Origin of the sequence: Psychrobacillus sp. FSL H8-0487 (assembly GCF_038008385.1) — a bacterium.
Classification (GTDB): domain Bacteria; phylum Bacillota; class Bacilli; order Bacillales_A; family Planococcaceae; genus Psychrobacillus; species Psychrobacillus psychrotolerans.
In genome coordinates, this window is the sequence record NZ_JBBOZA010000001.1 from 166,659 (window position 1) to 182,505 (window position 15,847).

The 15,847-nt window shown below is 36.3% G+C and carries 16 protein-coding genes and 1 riboswitch; of the genes, 5 read left to right on the top strand and 11 right to left on the bottom strand.

Translation table 11 applies throughout. The annotated features are described in order from the left end of the window. Nucleotides 1-53 precede the first annotated feature (53 nt). Nucleotides 54-746, bottom strand: a complete 693-nt coding sequence (locus MHI47_RS00860) for a hypothetical protein (RefSeq protein ID WP_340761142.1) — start codon at nucleotides 744-746, stop codon at nucleotides 54-56. Between the two features lie 426 nt (nucleotides 747-1,172). On the opposite strand from MHI47_RS00860, the gene MHI47_RS00865 reads away from it, so the two are divergent. Then, the gene (locus MHI47_RS00865) at nucleotides 1,173-2,369 is read left to right on the top strand and encodes an NAD(P)-dependent malic enzyme (RefSeq protein WP_340761143.1); all 1,197 of its coding nucleotides are present in this window, start codon (nucleotides 1,173-1,175) and stop codon (nucleotides 2,367-2,369) included. Nucleotides 2,370-2,571: 202 nt separating this feature from the next. Next, on the top strand, nucleotides 2,572-4,728 hold the full coding sequence (locus tag MHI47_RS00870; protein WP_340761144.1) for a YhgE/Pip domain-containing protein: 2,157 nt from the start codon (nucleotides 2,572-2,574) through the stop codon (nucleotides 4,726-4,728). 113 nt (nucleotides 4,729-4,841) lie between these two features. Here the strand turns inward: MHI47_RS00870 and MHI47_RS00875 are convergent, their stop codons facing one another. The 4 genes from MHI47_RS00875 to MHI47_RS00890 form a co-directional block, all read right to left on the bottom strand. Beyond that, on the bottom strand, nucleotides 4,842-5,801 hold the full coding sequence (locus MHI47_RS00875) for a DMT family transporter (protein ID WP_340829031.1): 960 nt from the start codon (nucleotides 5,799-5,801) through the stop codon (nucleotides 4,842-4,844). 12 nt (nucleotides 5,802-5,813) lie between these two features. Beyond that, a complete protein-coding gene (gene pepT, locus MHI47_RS00880) occupies nucleotides 5,814-7,040 on the bottom strand; it encodes a peptidase T (RefSeq protein WP_093536570.1) in 1,227 nt (408 codons plus the stop codon). 36 nt (nucleotides 7,041-7,076) lie between these two features. Then, on the bottom strand, nucleotides 7,077-7,724 hold the full coding sequence (locus MHI47_RS00885) for a lysoplasmalogenase (RefSeq protein WP_340761146.1): 648 nt from the start codon (nucleotides 7,722-7,724) through the stop codon (nucleotides 7,077-7,079). A gap of 162 nt (nucleotides 7,725-7,886) precedes the next feature. Next, the gene (locus tag MHI47_RS00890) at nucleotides 7,887-8,645 is read right to left on the bottom strand and encodes an SDR family oxidoreductase (RefSeq protein ID WP_340761147.1); all 759 of its coding nucleotides are present in this window, start codon (nucleotides 8,643-8,645) and stop codon (nucleotides 7,887-7,889) included. Between the two features lie 144 nt (nucleotides 8,646-8,789). Between MHI47_RS00890 and MHI47_RS00895 the strand changes: the two genes are divergently transcribed. Next, a complete protein-coding gene (locus tag MHI47_RS00895; protein ID WP_340761148.1) occupies nucleotides 8,790-9,368 on the top strand; it encodes a TetR/AcrR family transcriptional regulator in 579 nt (192 codons plus the stop codon). A gap of 150 nt (nucleotides 9,369-9,518) precedes the next feature. On the opposite strand, the gene MHI47_RS00900 is transcribed toward MHI47_RS00895, so the two are convergent. The 4 genes from MHI47_RS00900 to MHI47_RS00915 all read right to left on the bottom strand — a co-directional run bounded on the left by MHI47_RS00900 (nucleotide 9,519) and on the right by MHI47_RS00915 (nucleotide 12,877). Next, nucleotides 9,519-10,121: an NADPH-dependent FMN reductase gene (locus tag MHI47_RS00900; protein ID WP_093536562.1), complete on the bottom strand. Its 603-nt coding sequence runs from the start codon at nucleotides 10,119-10,121 to the stop codon at nucleotides 9,519-9,521. Between the two features lie 17 nt (nucleotides 10,122-10,138). Beyond that, a complete protein-coding gene (locus MHI47_RS00905) occupies nucleotides 10,139-10,540 on the bottom strand; it encodes a DoxX family protein (protein WP_093536560.1) in 402 nt (133 codons plus the stop codon). 211 nt (nucleotides 10,541-10,751) lie between these two features. Continuing rightward, entirely contained in the window at nucleotides 10,752-11,165 is a 414-nt protein-coding gene (locus MHI47_RS00910; RefSeq protein ID WP_340761149.1) for an RDD family protein, read from the bottom strand. A gap of 14 nt (nucleotides 11,166-11,179) precedes the next feature. After that, on the bottom strand, nucleotides 11,180-12,877 hold the full coding sequence (locus MHI47_RS00915; protein ID WP_093536558.1) for a M3 family oligoendopeptidase: 1,698 nt from the start codon (nucleotides 12,875-12,877) through the stop codon (nucleotides 11,180-11,182). A gap of 159 nt (nucleotides 12,878-13,036) precedes the next feature. Between MHI47_RS00915 and MHI47_RS00920 the strand changes: the two genes are divergently transcribed. Then, entirely contained in the window at nucleotides 13,037-13,792 is a 756-nt protein-coding gene (locus MHI47_RS00920) for a DUF2087 domain-containing protein (protein ID WP_340829033.1), read from the top strand. A 19-nt stretch (nucleotides 13,793-13,811) separates the two neighbouring features. Further along, complete coding sequence (locus tag MHI47_RS00925; RefSeq protein WP_340761151.1) at nucleotides 13,812-14,156, top strand: GIY-YIG nuclease family protein; 345 nt, start codon at nucleotides 13,812-13,814, stop codon at nucleotides 14,154-14,156. Nucleotides 14,157-14,237: 81 nt separating this feature from the next. On the opposite strand, the gene MHI47_RS00930 is transcribed toward MHI47_RS00925, so the two are convergent. Together MHI47_RS00930 and MHI47_RS00935 are read right to left on the bottom strand one after the other, a co-directional pair. Then, a complete protein-coding gene (locus MHI47_RS00930) occupies nucleotides 14,238-14,825 on the bottom strand; it encodes a YdcF family protein (RefSeq protein WP_340761152.1) in 588 nt (195 codons plus the stop codon). Nucleotides 14,826-14,839: 14 nt separating this feature from the next. Next, complete coding sequence (locus MHI47_RS00935; RefSeq protein ID WP_340761153.1) at nucleotides 14,840-15,481, bottom strand: glycerol-3-phosphate acyltransferase; 642 nt, start codon at nucleotides 15,479-15,481, stop codon at nucleotides 14,840-14,842. Nucleotides 15,482-15,638: 157 nt separating this feature from the next. Then, nucleotides 15,639-15,753, top strand: a riboswitch (SAM riboswitch). Nucleotides 15,754-15,847 lie beyond the last annotated feature (94 nt).

Below are 15,847 nucleotides of genomic sequence, written 5' to 3' on the forward strand. Positions count from 1 at the left end.
CTACTTAGGTATGTCCAAAGAGTGTGCAATCATGCATAAGTAATCTAATAATTTTATTTTGATTGTGGACAAAAGCCACATTTTTGCAATCCGGGTATATCCTTTGAAAAGCAGCAAGTGGTTCTAATTGTTGTATTTAATAGTTCTGCGGGTTGTTGATCTTTCAAATAAAGCCGGAAATATTCTTTCGTACTAAATGACTCCCAAATGGACGAATCCTTTAACAGATACCAATCATTTCTGGCTTTCTCTTCCAACGCGGGATTTTCAAAAAAGGTATAGTAATGCCATAGTAAGTAACCAAACACATTTTCCCAAAGAACTAATGGAGATATACTACATTTTGAGCGGAGTTGTTTGATTATAGAAAAACATTGTTGTTCCCATATAAGTTGAACATCCAATTTGCGATTTTCTTGTACGTCTCGAAAATATTCTGGAGGGATAAATGTACTGATTGTTTTATTCCCATATTCTGTTGTACTAAAAAACTGGAGCTGTTCTATAGGTCCATCCCAAATTTCATCATACATAGTCATCATATAAAACTGCATGGAGATGAACATTCCGACCCTTCTCATAAAGAAAGAAGCTGCAATGGGTTCATTAGGTGAAGAAGAGATTAGCTTAATAATAGGGAGTGCATTAGCGATATCATTCCCTTTGAATAATATTGTTCCGTTAGGTTGGATAAATACACTATAGTTATTTAATTGTTGGATTTGGTCACTCGATAAGTTTGTCATATATGTAGTATACATTTTTTTATAGAAACAGTTGACTTTTTAATTGAAAATGATTATCATTACCATATAGAAAGTTTCTCCTAGTTGAGAAGTTTAAAAACAGCGACTTTTCTCCAAATTGTAGCTGGTGATAGGCACACCTTAACCCCCTCAAAGTTGAGATAGTGCATAAATACGTCGGTAGCCTTTAATAGGTTACCGATTTTTTTATTAGAGCAAAAGAATTAAATCGATCTCCAAAATAATTTAACTTTATTTTCCAGTAAAATATAAACATAGGAAGTTATTTGTGAAGAACTTCACTAATCATTAACTGTTGACATCCACTTTAATACTATCTATAATTCTCAGAATATAAAGATTATTTAGATAAAACTTAATAATCCTTATCAATTGGGAAAATACTAAAGGATGGTGGATGTGTCGATGGATTTAAGAACAAGAGCATTACGATTGCATCGTGAAAGTAAGGGAAAGATGGAAGTTGTCTTTAAGGTTCCCATGAACAGCATGGAGGATTTAAGTTTAGCCTACTCACCAGGTGTTGCAGAACCGTGTATTGAAATCCACAACAATCCATCCACTATTTATGACTATACTGCTAAAGGAAACTTGGTTGCAGTAGTGACAGATGGTACTGCAGTATTAGGACTCGGTGACATTGGACCAGGAGCTGCCTTGCCTGTTATGGAAGGGAAAGCAATTTTACTAAAAAGGTTTGCTGGTGTAGATGCCTTCCCGATTTGTTTGGACACAAAAAACGTGGATGAAATAGTCCAAATTGTTAAGGCGTTAAGTCCAACTTTTGGTGCTATAAATTTAGAGGATATTTCGGCTCCACGTTGTTTTGAAATTGAAGATAGACTTCGCATGGAATTAGATATTCCTGTTTTCCATGATGACCAACACGGTACTGCAATTGTAGTAGGTGCTGGACTTCAAAATGCGATGAGACTAGTAAACAAAACAAGTAATAATGTTAAAGTTGTGATTAATGGAGCAGGTGCTGCTGGCATGGCAATTTTAAAAGTACTTCTCCAGTTGGGATATACTAATATCATTATGTGTGATTCAACGGGGATTATTTATGAAGGCCGTGAACAAGGGATGAATCCTATTAAACAATCGATTGCAAGTTTAACAAACCCACTTGGTTTAACAGGTTCTTTAAAAGATGCGATGGAAGGATCAGATATATTTATCGGTGTTTCTGTAGCTAATTTACTGACAAAAGACTTAGTTCTTTCGATGAACACGGATTCCATTATTTTTGCACTAGCCAATCCTAATCCTGAAATTTCATATGAGATTGCAAAGGAGTGGGGAGTTAGAGTAGTAGCAACAGGCCGATCAGATTATCCAAACCAAGTAAATAATGTATTGGCTTTTCCTGGAATTTTCAGAGGTGCTTTAGATGTTAGAGCCACCGATATTAATGAGGATATGAAGTTGGCTGCCGTTGAGGCAATTGCTTCATTAGTAAATGACAATGAGCTTAAAGATGACTATATAATTCCAAGAGCTTTGGATGAAAGGGTTGTTCAGGTTGTGGCTTCAGCAGTAAGTAAGGCTGCAATTTCTTCGGGAGTGTCCACACTTTATGAGCCAGTACTTAAAAGTTAGTAAGTAATGGAAGGATATAGGTAAATATAGCTTATTTAACGACTTAATGTAGTAATTAAGTCGTTTTTTGTCGCATATTTTATAGTTCAAATTACTATTCTAGAAAAATAATGAAATTTCCAAATATTTAAAATATAATAGATGTAGAAGGGAAATGAATGGTCATTCATTTTATTCTAAAAAAGGGTAAAGGGGATAGAGTATGGGAGCGTTCAAAATGCTAGGTCTGGAGTTAGCTAGGCTTACAGAGAAGAAAGGGGTGTTGTTTTCTGTATTAGGAGTATTACTAGTACCAATTGTTTATGTAGCAATCTTACTTTCAGCAACATGGAGTCCTTACGATAATCTAGATAATCTACCTGTGGCATTTGTGAACAAAGACTTAGGTGCAAACTCCGGGGGATCAGCCATTAATATTGGACAGGACTTAGTAGAAGAATTACAACAAAATCCTGCCTTAGGTTGGGAATTTGTCTCACAAGAAGAAGCAAACAAGGGGTTAAAGAGTCAGAAGTACTATATGGTAGTGGAGATTCCTGAGGACTTCTCTCAAAAAGCATCCTCTGTACTTGATGCAAATCCAGTAGTGCCAGAATTACGTTATATTCAAAATGAAGGCCTAAATTTCATGGCTTCTCAAGTAACAAAAAGTGCTACAGAAAAACTAAGAGAACAACTAGGCAATAAAATAACAGCAACCTATACTCAAACATTATTTTCTAGACTTGGAGATATTTCAAATGGCTTCGCTTCTGGTGCAGATGGATCCAATAAGCTTTTTGAAGGAACTACAACATTGAGTGATGGAACAAGCCAGTTACTACAATCTTTAAATGATAAGTCTGGTGATATTCAAAAGTTAGCAACTGGTGCTGCAACAGCGGAAAGTGGCGCAGGGCAACTTCTTAGTTCCGTAAAAAACGGAGAAGGTGATATTAAGAAGCTAGCGGCAGGTTCTAAAGAAGTGGTACAAGGTATTAATAGTCTTAAGGCTGGTTCCGAACAAGTACTAAATGGACTGAAATCGGCTAAAGCGGGTAGCACTAGTTTAACTACCGGATTAGAAAAACAGTTACAACCAGGAAGTCAGCAATTAGCAAGTGGTTTAGGAAAAGTGACAGAAGCTACGAAAACGCTTACAGGAGGGTCGCAAGGATTAACAGAGGGATTAAAGGCATATTTAGGGAAGCATCCTGAACTTGCACAAGATATTGAATTTATGACTCTTGTTGGTACGAGTGATGCGGTTTCTAAAGGCTTAACGCAATTTAGTCAACAAGTTCAACCTTTAAAAACGGGAGCAGATGCTTTAGTTGCAGGTGCTTCGCAACTGACAGCAGGTTCTAAACAGCTAGATGCAGGTCTTAACCAATTAGTAAGTGGTCAAACAGCAGCTACAGCTGGTATTGATCGTTTAAAAAGTGGTGCTACCCAAGTTGCGAATGGTAACGCAACGGTTTCTACTTCTTGGACGAAAGTTGGTAATGCCGTTTCTGGACTTAAAGATGGACTAACTCAAATAAGTTCTGGAAACCAAACAGTGGCTGTTGGTTGGGAAACAATGACTTTAGGAGTTACTTCACTAAACGATGGTGCAACACAACTTAAGTCTGGTAGCCAAGAGCTTTCTACTGGATTAGCTGGTGGTGCTAGTGAGGTTAGTGGTATTCAAGTGAGTGATGCTAACATAGCGATGTTTGCAAATCCCGTAACTTTAACTGGAGAAAAGGTTAATAATTATAAATTCTATCGTGATTCTACAGCTCCTTATATTATGTCTTTAGCATTGTTTGTAGGTATCTTATTATTATCTTTTGTAGTTGAATTTAAACGACCTGCTACTACTCCAGGATCTGTGATTAGTTGGTATGCTAGTAAATTGATGCAGCTTTCTTTGTTTGCAATAGCACAAGCATTAATCGTGTCGCTATTTACGTTAGTATTTATTAAACTACAAGTGGATAGTATTCCTTTGTTTATATTGTTCACTATTTTTGTTAGTTTAACATTTATGTCCATCGTATTTTTCCTAGTAACATTGGGAGGGAATATTGGTCGCTTTGTAGCACTTGCTTTTATTGTTTTGCAACTATCTACTACAGGATCGAATTTACCAATTCCGATGTTACCAGAAAATTTACAAGCATTAAGTAAATATCTACCGTTAACATACTCTAATGCAGGGTTTAAATCGATTATTTCTTTAGGAGATACAGGTTTCATGATTATGAATATGTGGTTCCTTCTAATTTGTTTAATCGTAAGCTTAATATTAACTTTTGTAGTCTTTGCTTTCAATTTTAAACGCGTTTCTACAAGCAATCATGACAATGATGGATTAACTGGTGCAAACGTGTAATTGCATAATTAAAAGAGGATTGACGGCTGCTAAAGCTGTCAATCCTCTTTTTAAGAACAAAAGTGAGATAATGCGGGTCTAACACAGCACCCGAATCCACTTAATCTTAAAAATTATATTTTAGTTTGTCCTTTTAAAGCTCTCGTATTTAATAATTTTGTATAGTAACTATGTAAGAATATACCTAAAATAATAATTCCAAGTCCTATAAGTGCAATTGGTGCTGGTAAAGGCACATGTAGTAAAAACATTTCACCAATAATGACGAAAATGATTTCGGTTGACTGTGTCGCTTCTACAGCAGCTAGTTTCCCTTGGTGATTTCGAACTCGATCTGTTGCCATGAAAAATAGAATAGTAGCGATCACTCCAGAACTCACAGCTACAATAAATGATTGAAACACTTGGCCAGAAGATGGTAAACCTACGGTAAAAATCGCATAAATACCCATTAAGATCCAGGCGGGCATAGACGCAACAGTCATGCCTAAAACGCGTTGAAATGTATCCAAGCGTCCATTCAAATGTTCCATCATTTTACGATTCCCTAAGGGATAAGCCAATGCAGCTATAAGTACAGGTAAAATCCCTAAAAAAATCATTTGCAAATTAACTGTATCTGTATTTGGAATCTGTATAAGAATAATTCCTACTAAAATAAGTAGGGAAATAAATAATGAGACGACCGGGATTTTTTGTTTAATGATTCTGTTTTCCATTTTTATCAAAAATAATGGCGCAAGTAGAACTCCAGCAACAATCGTGAATTGCCACATTCCAGATATTAACCAGCCAGGCCCATAAGCTGCTGCAAAAGTGAGCGGTGCATAAAATAATACAAATCCTACAAAGCTCCATAGAAACCAAGCAGCAGGTGCAGATTTTATTTCTTTATAGGTTTCAAATAAACCTTTTCGATTGTAGACAATGATGAATAAAAAAGGCAGCATGAAGAAATATCGAAGGGAGGAGCTCCAAATCCAGCTCCCCCCAGATATTTCCATAGAACGATTAAGTATAAAGGTTACTGCAAAAAATAGGGAGGCTAAAATACCTAGTAATATTTCGCGCATATTAGCACCTGCTTAAGCTTGCTGTTCAAACGACTGGATAATACCCTTTACAACTTCTGTTGATTTTGCCATATCATTTACAGAGATGAACTCGTATTTTCCGTGATAGTTTTCTCCACCTGTAAATACATTAGGTGTAGGCATTCCCATATAGGAAAGCTGTGAGCCATCTGTTCCTCCACGTACTGGAATAATAAGTGGTTCTATATCTAAAGCAATCATCACATCTTTTGCTACATTTAAAATTTCAATAACAGGTGTGATTTTTTCACCCATATTGTAGTATTGATCGTTTAACTCTACAGAGATAGCAGTTGCTCCGTATTCTGCTTTAATCTTTTCAGCAGTATCTAGGAATAATTGTTTTTTCGCTTCAAATTTCTCACGGTCATGGTCACGAATAATATAGCTAAGCTCTGTTTTTTCTGTATCGCCATTAATATTCATCAGATGTATAAAACCCTCGTATCCATCGGTTTTTTCAGGTACTGCATCTGTTGGCATGTGAGATTGAAATTTTGTAGCCATTGTAATGGAGTTCACCATTTTGTCTTTTGCAGACCCTGGGTGCACACTTTTCCCATTTGTAATAACCTTGGCACTAGCTGCATTAAAGCTTTCATATTGTAATTCTCCTAATGGACCACCATCCATTGTATAGGCAAAGTTTGCTCCGAATTTTTCCACATCAAATTTATGAGGACCACGCCCGATTTCTTCATCTGGTGTGAATGCCACTCGAATTTTCCCGTGTTTTACTTCGGGATGTTGGATAAAATATTCCATTGCAGTCATAATGATGGCAATTCCTGCTTTATCATCGGCACCAAGAAGCGTAGTACCATCTGTAGTTAATAGTGTGTGACCAACATAATTTTTTAGTTCAGGGAAGTCTTGAACGGTCATGACAGTATGCTCATTGAGAGTAATATCTTGTCCATCATAGCTTTCGATTCGCTGTGGATTTACATTTTTTCCTGTGTAATCTGTAGCTGTATCTACGTGAGCTAAGAAACCGATTGTTGGCATTTCTTTATCAGTATTAGCGGGTAAAGTGGCGAAAAGATAACCGTTTTCGTCTAATGTAATTTCCTCTAAACCAACTGTAGTCAATTCCTTTTTCAGCTCATGGAGTAAGTCCCATTGACCTTCAGTGGTTGGACATGTTGTACTTGAAGCATCGGATTGTGTATCTATTTTTGCATAGCGCACTAGTCGCTCTATTAAAGTCTCTTTCATGAGATTAAATCTCCTTTCGATTTGTAAAGCTAGTTCTTATTTTAACAGATTCTTTCGAGTTGCGGAATAATTAATGCTAAGAGCAAACATAAATTGAGCTCCGTAATAAGAAATCATTATAAGTGCATCTGAGAAAGGAATATCTACTATGAATTTATTAATAGCAAGGGTTGAGTCCGAAAAGATAAATAAAATAGCCCCAATAATAACAAATTTGTTTGCAGTTTGGAAAGCGTTCCAACCCATCGTCAAAATAACTGCAATATAAATAATAACTGCCAGCGCTAAGACTGTATCTCCTTGAGACCAGAGTGTTCCAGCTAACCAAATTACCATTGATAACCCGTATATTAATAGCAATGCGATTGCCCATTTTGGAATGGATGTTTGTTTGATGTTTCTAAATGCGAAGATATACCAAATATGTCCGATCAAAAAGGTTATAAGTCCGACTATAAACCAATAGATTAATCCGTCAGCAAACATACATACAGTGAGTCCGATTAAAATAAGTGTCTTGTACTTTTTAGATTCTCCTCCAGATTGTAGAGAAGCAAACAAGATAATAAGTAGCATCGGAATAAGTTTGAAAATAATCTTTGTCGATACAGGGTCACTTGGAATAAAGAAAATATAAATAATACCCATAATTGCAATTAAAACCCCAATAATTTTGCTCCACATAAAACAAACACTCCCCTTTCTTATTAAATTCGTTACGGAAGATAAAACTTCCTCCACATTGTATGCGAATCTAAATAAAAAAAAGAACCAGCTGCCATAGTGAATAGGGCAACTGGTTGTATTTCTGATTGGTATTGTCTTGTGGAAGTTGAGCTTTATTTATTAGTAAGCAGTCCAACCAGCATCAGCGGCAATAATTTGCCCATTAACGAAGCTTGATTCATCAGAACCTAAGAATACTGCAAGTTGTGCAATTTCTTCTGGTTGACCGACACGTGGCATAGTACCGCTACCTGTTTGCTGACGACCCATACCGAATTCAGAAAGGCTAGTCATAGAATTTTGAATATTAGTCATGACGCCACCTGGAGCGATTCCGTTACAGCGAATCCCTGAGTTAGCGTACATATAAGCTGTATTTTTAGTTAAACCAGACACTGCATGTTTAGATGCTGTGTATGCTGCACCTGCGCGAGCACCACGTAATCCACCTGCAGAAATGTTGTTAACGAATACTCCATGTCCTTGTTCTAAGAAAATGTTAGTTGCTATACGCATTGCACGCATAACGCCAGTAGTATTCACTGCGAATAACTGATCCCATTTTTCATCAGTAATTTCACCAACAGGCTCCATTCCATCCATGATCCCAGCGTTATTTACTAAAATATCTAATTTACCAAATGCTGCTTTTGTTTCAGCGAATAAGTTTTCTAAATCAGCAAGTACTGCTACGTTTGTACGGTTAGCGATTGCTTCTCCGCCAGCTGCTTTAATAGCTGCTGCCACAGTTTCTGCACCTTCTAAATTGTAGTCGGAAACAACGACCTTTGCGCCTTGTTTTGCATAAGCCTCAGCGATAGATTTCCCCATCCCAGAAGCAGCGCCTGTAACGATAGCTACTTTGTTTTGTAATCTCATAATTATTTCCTCCTCATATGTTATTATACAGTTGTACAATAACAGTATAGTTTAAAATGAAAACGTATTCAATCAACAATTATCGCAATAGTTGTACAATATCAAACACATATTGCAATAAGTGTTCGATAAGGAGAGATATTATTGAAAACAAAAGATTTAAGAGTTGTGAAGACAAAAAAAGCTATCTATCAAGCATTAACTCATATATTAAAAAACAAAAGTCTGACTGATATTAATGTGTCCGAGCTTTGTAGACAAGCCGGTGTAAATAGGGGGACTTTTTACTTCCACTATGAGGAGGTTGGAGATGTTTTTAAGGAATTTTTTGAAGAGGTCATTTTAGATTTGCAAGAATCTTATAAAGAACCATATAAATACATTTCTGCACTTCAATTAAAGTCTTCAGTTTACAAAAATCTAGATCCAAAAACAGTTCGTATTTTTCACCATGTCAAAAAGTACGAAGACTTTTACCGTATTATTTTATCAGATAATGTGTCTACAACATACTACTACATGTTTTTTGATGCAATCCGTTCGAATTTTATAGAAGATAGTAAAATAGGGGAGTATGATGAATCTAAAAAATTTGTATATTCTTTTATGACAAATGCAATAATTGGTTTAATTATTGAATGGCATCGAAGTGATTTTAAAGAGTCCGTTGATGACATGAACATTCATTTAGTTCAAACATTGAATGCGATAGCGAGGAATTAGTGAACTTAGTATATATGGTATTTCTCATATTTGAAGAATAAAAGAATAAGTGGAGAAATAAAGAAGGTTAAAAAGTTGTACAAAAAAGACTCATCCGAGAGGATGAGTCTTTTTAATCAAAACTTAAACTTCTTGTAAAGTATTGCTTAATTACTTGCGTACAGTTTTTAAGGCAGTTGTCCAAGGGATAACTTGATCTAGCATTTGGTTTACTGAATCAGCTTGTACTGCTGCTGGTTTGAAGTCTGTCCCATTTTCAAAGTCTGTAAACAAAGATAGTGCTGGATGTACACGTACATGCGCTACTAGTAATTCACTTAAAATACCACGTAAATGCTCGGTTGCTCGAGCCCCACCTACTGAACCGTAAGATACGATTCCTGCTGCTTTGTTGTTCCACTCTTCACGTAAATAATCTAAAGCATTTTTAAGTGCTCCTGTGATTGAGTGATTGTATTCTTGAACGATGAATACAAATCCATCTTGTTTTGCAATGGCTGCTGACCAAGCTGCTGCACCTGATGCGTCGCCGCCTGCTTCACCTAATAGAGGTAATTTGAAATCTGCAATGTCAATAATTTCATATTCTGCGTCTCCACGCTTGTCGGCTAACTCTTTTACCCATGCTCCAACTTGAGGACTAACGCGTCCTTCACGTGTACTTCCTAAAACGATACCAATTTTCATCATGTCATTTCCTCCTGTTTGCTCTTCATTTGAATTTAATCCGAATATTTTTTTCATAAAGCTCATGTTTATACCCCAAATCTTTACTTATTTTTTTGTGACAGTTTTTCATCAAGTGATAAGTTAATTGGATTAACTAAGACAAAGTAAATACCGATAGCCAAGTAGACTAGTTCTAATTCGTATCCAGCGGATACACCATCGCCTAATAATCCGAATGATAATTTCGCTGAGAAAATTGCTCCTAGCATTATTACCGCAAATAGCCCGCTAATTACTCGTGTTCCTAGTCCAACTACCAGTAATGCTCCACCGACTAATTCAATAATCGCAATTGCGTATGCTAGAGAACCTGGTAAACCAAGGAACTCAAAATATCCAACGGTATTTGAAATACCACCTTGGAATTTTGCTATGCCATGTATTAAGAACATAAGTCCAAACACGACACGTAAAATAAGTGTTGCAAGTTGTTGCTTCTTCATAATAAAAAAATCCTCCATTTAAGTTACTTAACGTAACTTACTATAATATAGTTATTAACTAAATACAATACATTTGATTACAAAAAGTAATCATATAAGCGAAAAAAATGATTTTCTGCTTATTTATCAGAAAATCAATGAGTAAGAAAGCTATAGAAATGTAAGGAAATCAACTAAAAACAAGCATTCTGATGAATGCTTGTTTTAAAAACTATTTTTGCCAAGGAGGATAGAAAGTTACATAAGTTCCTGCTATAAAATCATGAATTGCTCGTTTATCTTCACGAATACCAACCATAAAAGCACTAACAATAGCACCAATGCCAAATGTAAAACCATAGATAATACCGGCTATTAAGTGACGTTTAATCATTATCCAAAAGTTGACGTCAGTTTCATCGATATTCACAATACGAATACCAAGAATTCTCTTACCTACAGTGTATCCAACCCAAAAGACAGGTAGTAATATAAAATAAAGATATGACCCTATAGTAGTAAACCATGTATTGCTTTCTCCAAGAATAAGGTAACTAATGATAGCTAGTGGAGCCCCCATAATAATACCATCGAATAAACTAGCACCAAACCTAATCCAAAAGCCAGCAGGATTCAATAACTTCAACTCCTTTTAAATGCCTATAATGCAGAGTCATCCACGCTATTTAAATATTCTTCAATCGAGCCAATAACGGATTCCACACAACCTTCCTCGAATGGAGAGATCAAATTAGCTTCTGCTACTAATTTAGTGAAAGATGTCGACCCACCAAGCTGACAAAGATGTAAATAATCCTTCCATGCAGCTTCGTGATCCTCTCTTGAACGCTTCCAAAATTGGAATGCACAAATTTGAGCAAGTGTGTAGTCAATATAATAGAATGGGCTAGCAAAAATATGTGCTTGGCGTTGCCACAACCCACCTGCCTCATAATAACTATTACCATCGTAATCACTGTGAGGTAAATAAACTTCCTCGATTTTCTTCCAAGTAGCTTTACGTTCAGCGGGGGTCATCTCTGGATTTTCATATACAGCATGTTGGAATTCATCGACTGCCACACCGTAAGGTAGAAACAGCAGTCCACTACTTAAGTGAGCAAACTTATATTTGTCTGTTTGATCCTTAAAGAACAATTCCATCCAAGGCCATGTGAAGAATTCCATACTCATCGAGTGGATCTCACATGACTCATAGGTCGGCCATACATACTCAGGGATTCCAATGTTACGACTTGTATACACTTGGAAAGCGTGACCTGCTTCATGCGTTAATACATCAATATCTCCAGATGTTCCATTGAAGTTAGAGAAAATATAAGGAGATTCATAGTTATCGATAAACGTACAATAACCACCTGCTTCTTTTCCCTTTTTCGCAACTAAGTCCATCAATTCACGGTCAATCATAAATTGGAAGAACTCCGCTGTTTCAGGAGAGAGCTCCTCGTACATTTTCTTGCCGTTTTCAACAATCCACTCCGGAGAACCTTGTGGTGTTGCGTTCCCACTTAAGAAGTTAAAAGGCTCATCATAATACTTCAGACTGTCTACGCCTATGCGTTTTGCTTGTCGCTCATAAAGTCTAGTTGCAACAGGAACGATAAAATCACGGACCTGATCACGGAATTTTTTTACCATCTCTGCATTGTAATCGATACGGTTCATACGAATATAGCCGAGCTCTACAAAGTTCTTGTACCCGAGAGTTGTTGCTATTTCATGGCGTACTTTTACTAGTTGATCATAAAGGTCATCAAATTTCGCTTCATTTTTATGGAAAAATCCACTACTAGTCTCTTTTGCTTTTTTACGAGTATCACGATCGGTAGATTCAGCATATGGTCCCAGCTGTGCAAGTGTTAATGTTTCCCCGTTAAATTCTACTTGTGCGGAAGCAACTAGCTTCGAGTAGTCGGATGCAAGCTTATTTTCTTTTTGCATAAGAGAAATAATTTCCGGTGAGAATGCCTTAATCTGATAATCTGCCAAATCGAATAGTTGATTGCCCCATTTATCCTCCAGTTCATCTCGAAAAGGTGATTCAACCAACGCTTTGTAGTATTCAGTAATCATCTCTTCAATTTCAGGATTCGTTTCATCAAAATAATCACGCTCTTTTTGATAGAACTCATCATTAGTATCGATAGATGCACGAATATAAACTAAGTTTGCTTGTGTAGAATAATCATTGCGAAATGCATTGATATTCTCGATTGCCTCATTCTGTTCTGCTACAGAAGAAGCTTCTTTAAATTTTGTTAATAACTCTCTAAATGTAGATTTGTCTTGTTCTAAATTTGGACGTTTATATTCATAATCGTTAAATGTAACCAATGGAATTCCCCTCTCTATCGTTTCGCTTTACGAAACTCCTTATTCATATTGTTTATTATTTTCAGATAAATTGCAACCACATTTTTACATATTGATAATTTACAAACGTTATTATATAATGTTTGTAAATTAATAAACAAAGATTGGTTGTGTTTGTATATGGAAGTGTCAGAATTACTTTGGAGTGCCTCCTCAGAACAGTTAAAGTCAGGGTATGCTGAAGAAGACGAAATGTATATTTGTATTATGTGCGGTTTTAAAGTTGAAAAGGGATTCATTTATCCAAAGAATAATATGTTATATGAAGCAGAAAAATTCATGAAGCATCATATTGAAATGGAGCATGACTCTGTTTTTCAATATCTAATAGGGCTTAACAAAAAATTTACTGGCTTAACCGAACATCAAAATAGCCTATTACGCCTCTTTTATGAGGGTAGAAGTGATGCAGAAATACAAACAGAGTTAGGAATTGGAAGCTCTTCTACGATTCGAAATCATCGTTTCGTATTAAAGGAAAAGGAGCGACAAGCAAAAGTGTTTTTAGCGATGATGGAAATGTTAAAGGCAAAAGACAATCATGCACCGACATTTTTACCGCTTCATAAGACTGCAACGATGGTGGACGATCGGTATAACATCACGCAAGAAGAACAAAAAGATATCGAAAGTAAATTCTTCCCAGACGGAATAGATGGACCTCTTATGAAATTTCCGAGGAAAGAAAAGCAAAAACTAGCAACCTTAAGAGTTCTGATCCAAAGATTTGAAAAAGGAAAAACTTACACAGAGAAAGAAATAAATCATGTACTAAAGAATGCTTATGAGGATTTCGTAACATTAAGACGTTACTTAATAGAGTATGGATTTTTGGACAGACAAGACGATGGTAGTGCGTATTGGGTGAAAAACTAAGTAGAAGGATGGAATATAAATGGATCGCAAAAAAGAATTAAAACAAGAATATAAAGAAATTAAAATCGAGGGCGGAATTTACGTCATCACAAACAAACGAAACGGTAAAAAGTATGTAGCTTCTACACCTAATTTTAAAACGTTGAATGGGGTTAAATTTACATTAGAAAACGGACTCCATTCAAATAAAAATCTGCAAAAGGACTGGACTCAGTTCGGCAAAGATAATTTTGACATAGAGCATATGGAGATTATTAAAAAAGAGGAAACTGAAAGTAGGGTAGGCAAAAAAGAATTAGAAAGGTTATTGGAGAAATGGTTAGAAAAACTACAACCTTTCGGTGAAGAAGGGTATCATAGCTAAAATGAATTTTATGGAATAGTAAAAAGATGGGTATCAAGAAAATAACACGATAATTACTTAATACCCATCTATTTGTAACAATCAATTCCCCAAAATATATGCCTTTAACAACGCGACACGTTCTCGCGTACGAACCTTGAATTCAACCACTTTGGGAGTTTTAGCAGCCACGACATCTGATTTCCATCCTAGTTTACTTGCTAGTACTTTGGATCGTTGTAAATGGTAGTCGCTTGTTATAAGGGTGACGGAGTCGATATTACTGGGTAGTAATTCTTGTGAGAACAGTAGATTTTCATATGTTGAGGTGGCTTTGTCTTCTAAGATGAGTCGATCTTCGGCTATGCCATTTTCCAATAGAAAATCTCTCATCACCACGGCCTCTTCGATATCTTCATCGGGACCTCGTCCACCTGAAAGTACTAATTTTACATGGGTATATTTTTGGGCATACGCAAGAGCAGCCTCCAATCGATACTGTAAAGCAAAAGAAGGGATATTCCCTTTTTTCACTTTGGCACCAAGCACAATAGCATATTGATTGGTGCCATCTGCCTTTGGATTTTGACCATTTTCAAGCCAATTACTCGTGAGAACCCATATCCCAATTCCACTAGAAATAATCACTACTAATGGGATAAGCACGATCCACCTCATTTTCTTCTTCATGATATTCACTCATTTCATACAGATGGTTTCTTCTTACTTAAGAAAGTGGAGATTCTCATCTCTTCCTTTCGCATTAAACGACGGAAATTCTCGAGATGTAGTACAACAGCCATCAAAAATAGGAATCCGGCAATAGCCATTGGCCCTACTCCTTCTGCAAACCAAATGGATGCACCGATAAAAACAAAGTAAAAAACAAACACACCAATTAATAAATAGTCCGTTAATAATGTAGTTCCGATTAATAATATAAGTCCGATTAAACCAAGCGGCCAGCTAAGAGCAAGTAGTACACCAATAAGGGATGCAGTGCCTTTACCACCTTTAAATTTAGTGTAAAGAGGGAAGTTATGTCCAAGTATTACAGCAGCACCTGCACTATATAGCAGGATGTCCTGTTCCACTATCGAAAAATGTGCGTACTGTGAAACCCAAAAACCCGTCCCAATTACGACTATAACTCCCTTTAAAATATCAATTATGGCAACTAAAATGCCATATTTTGCGCCAAGAACAATAGCTGCATTTGAGGCGCCAGAATTTTTTAAGCCCTCTTTTTTAATATTTACCCCACTCAGATACTGAGCTATTTTAGAACCGTGAATGGACCCAACAAGATAACTGATCACAAGGATACAAATCATCGGAATGAGCATTTTTTTCACCCCCATTAACTTCAATATATTAAACGAATGAAAAGATGAGAAGTTTCAGAATTTTAAAGTATATGTTTTTTAATTATTCAAAAAAGTATTGACAAATAGATTGGTAGAAATCTATACTGTGTAACAAGATGGAAAACTAAATCTAATACTCTTATCAAGAGTGGCGGAGGGAATAGGCCCTACGATGCCCGGCAACCAACAAGTTCTCAACTTGGAAAGGTGCTAAATCCTACAAATTCTAAATTGAATTTGGAAGATAAGAGGAGGAACATGCGAATTTGCACCCTCTTCTTAATTGAAGAGGGTTTTTTGTTTGTTCTAATCCTCCCTCGCCTCCATAAGCGTCCATCTAACTAC

Coding starts and splice junctions, on each gene's coding strand:
- MHI47_RS00885 (WP_340761146.1), bottom strand. CDS start 7,724: ATGTGGAGCAAAATTATTGGGGTTTTAATTGCAATTATGGGTATTATT.
- MHI47_RS00865 (WP_340761143.1), top strand. CDS start 1,173: ATGGATTTAAGAACAAGAGCATTACGATTGCATCGTGAAAGTAAGGGA.
- pepT (WP_093536570.1), bottom strand. CDS start 7,040: ATGAAAGAGACTTTAATAGAGCGACTAGTGCGCTATGCAAAAATAGAT.
- MHI47_RS00905 (WP_093536560.1), bottom strand. CDS start 10,540: ATGAAGAAGCAACAACTTGCAACACTTATTTTACGTGTCGTGTTTGGA.
- MHI47_RS00890 (WP_340761147.1), bottom strand. CDS start 8,645: ATGAGATTACAAAACAAAGTAGCTATCGTTACAGGCGCTGCTTCTGGG.
- MHI47_RS00900 (WP_093536562.1), bottom strand. CDS start 10,121: ATGAGCTTTATGAAAAAAATATTCGGATTAAATTCAAATGAAGAGCAA.
- MHI47_RS00870 (WP_340761144.1), top strand. CDS start 2,572: ATGGGAGCGTTCAAAATGCTAGGTCTGGAGTTAGCTAGGCTTACAGAG.
- MHI47_RS00920 (WP_340829033.1), top strand. CDS start 13,037: ATGGAAGTGTCAGAATTACTTTGGAGTGCCTCCTCAGAACAGTTAAAG.
- MHI47_RS00860 (WP_340761142.1), bottom strand. CDS start 746: ATGACAAACTTATCGAGTGACCAAATCCAACAATTAAATAACTATAGT.
- MHI47_RS00925 (WP_340761151.1), top strand. CDS start 13,812: ATGGATCGCAAAAAAGAATTAAAACAAGAATATAAAGAAATTAAAATC.
- MHI47_RS00875 (WP_340829031.1), bottom strand. CDS start 5,801: ATGCGCGAAATATTACTAGGTATTTTAGCCTCCCTATTTTTTGCAGTA.
- MHI47_RS00930 (WP_340761152.1), bottom strand. CDS start 14,825: ATGAAGAAGAAAATGAGGTGGATCGTGCTTATCCCATTAGTAGTGATT.
- MHI47_RS00935 (WP_340761153.1), bottom strand. CDS start 15,481: ATGCTCATTCCGATGATTTGTATCCTTGTGATCAGTTATCTTGTTGGG.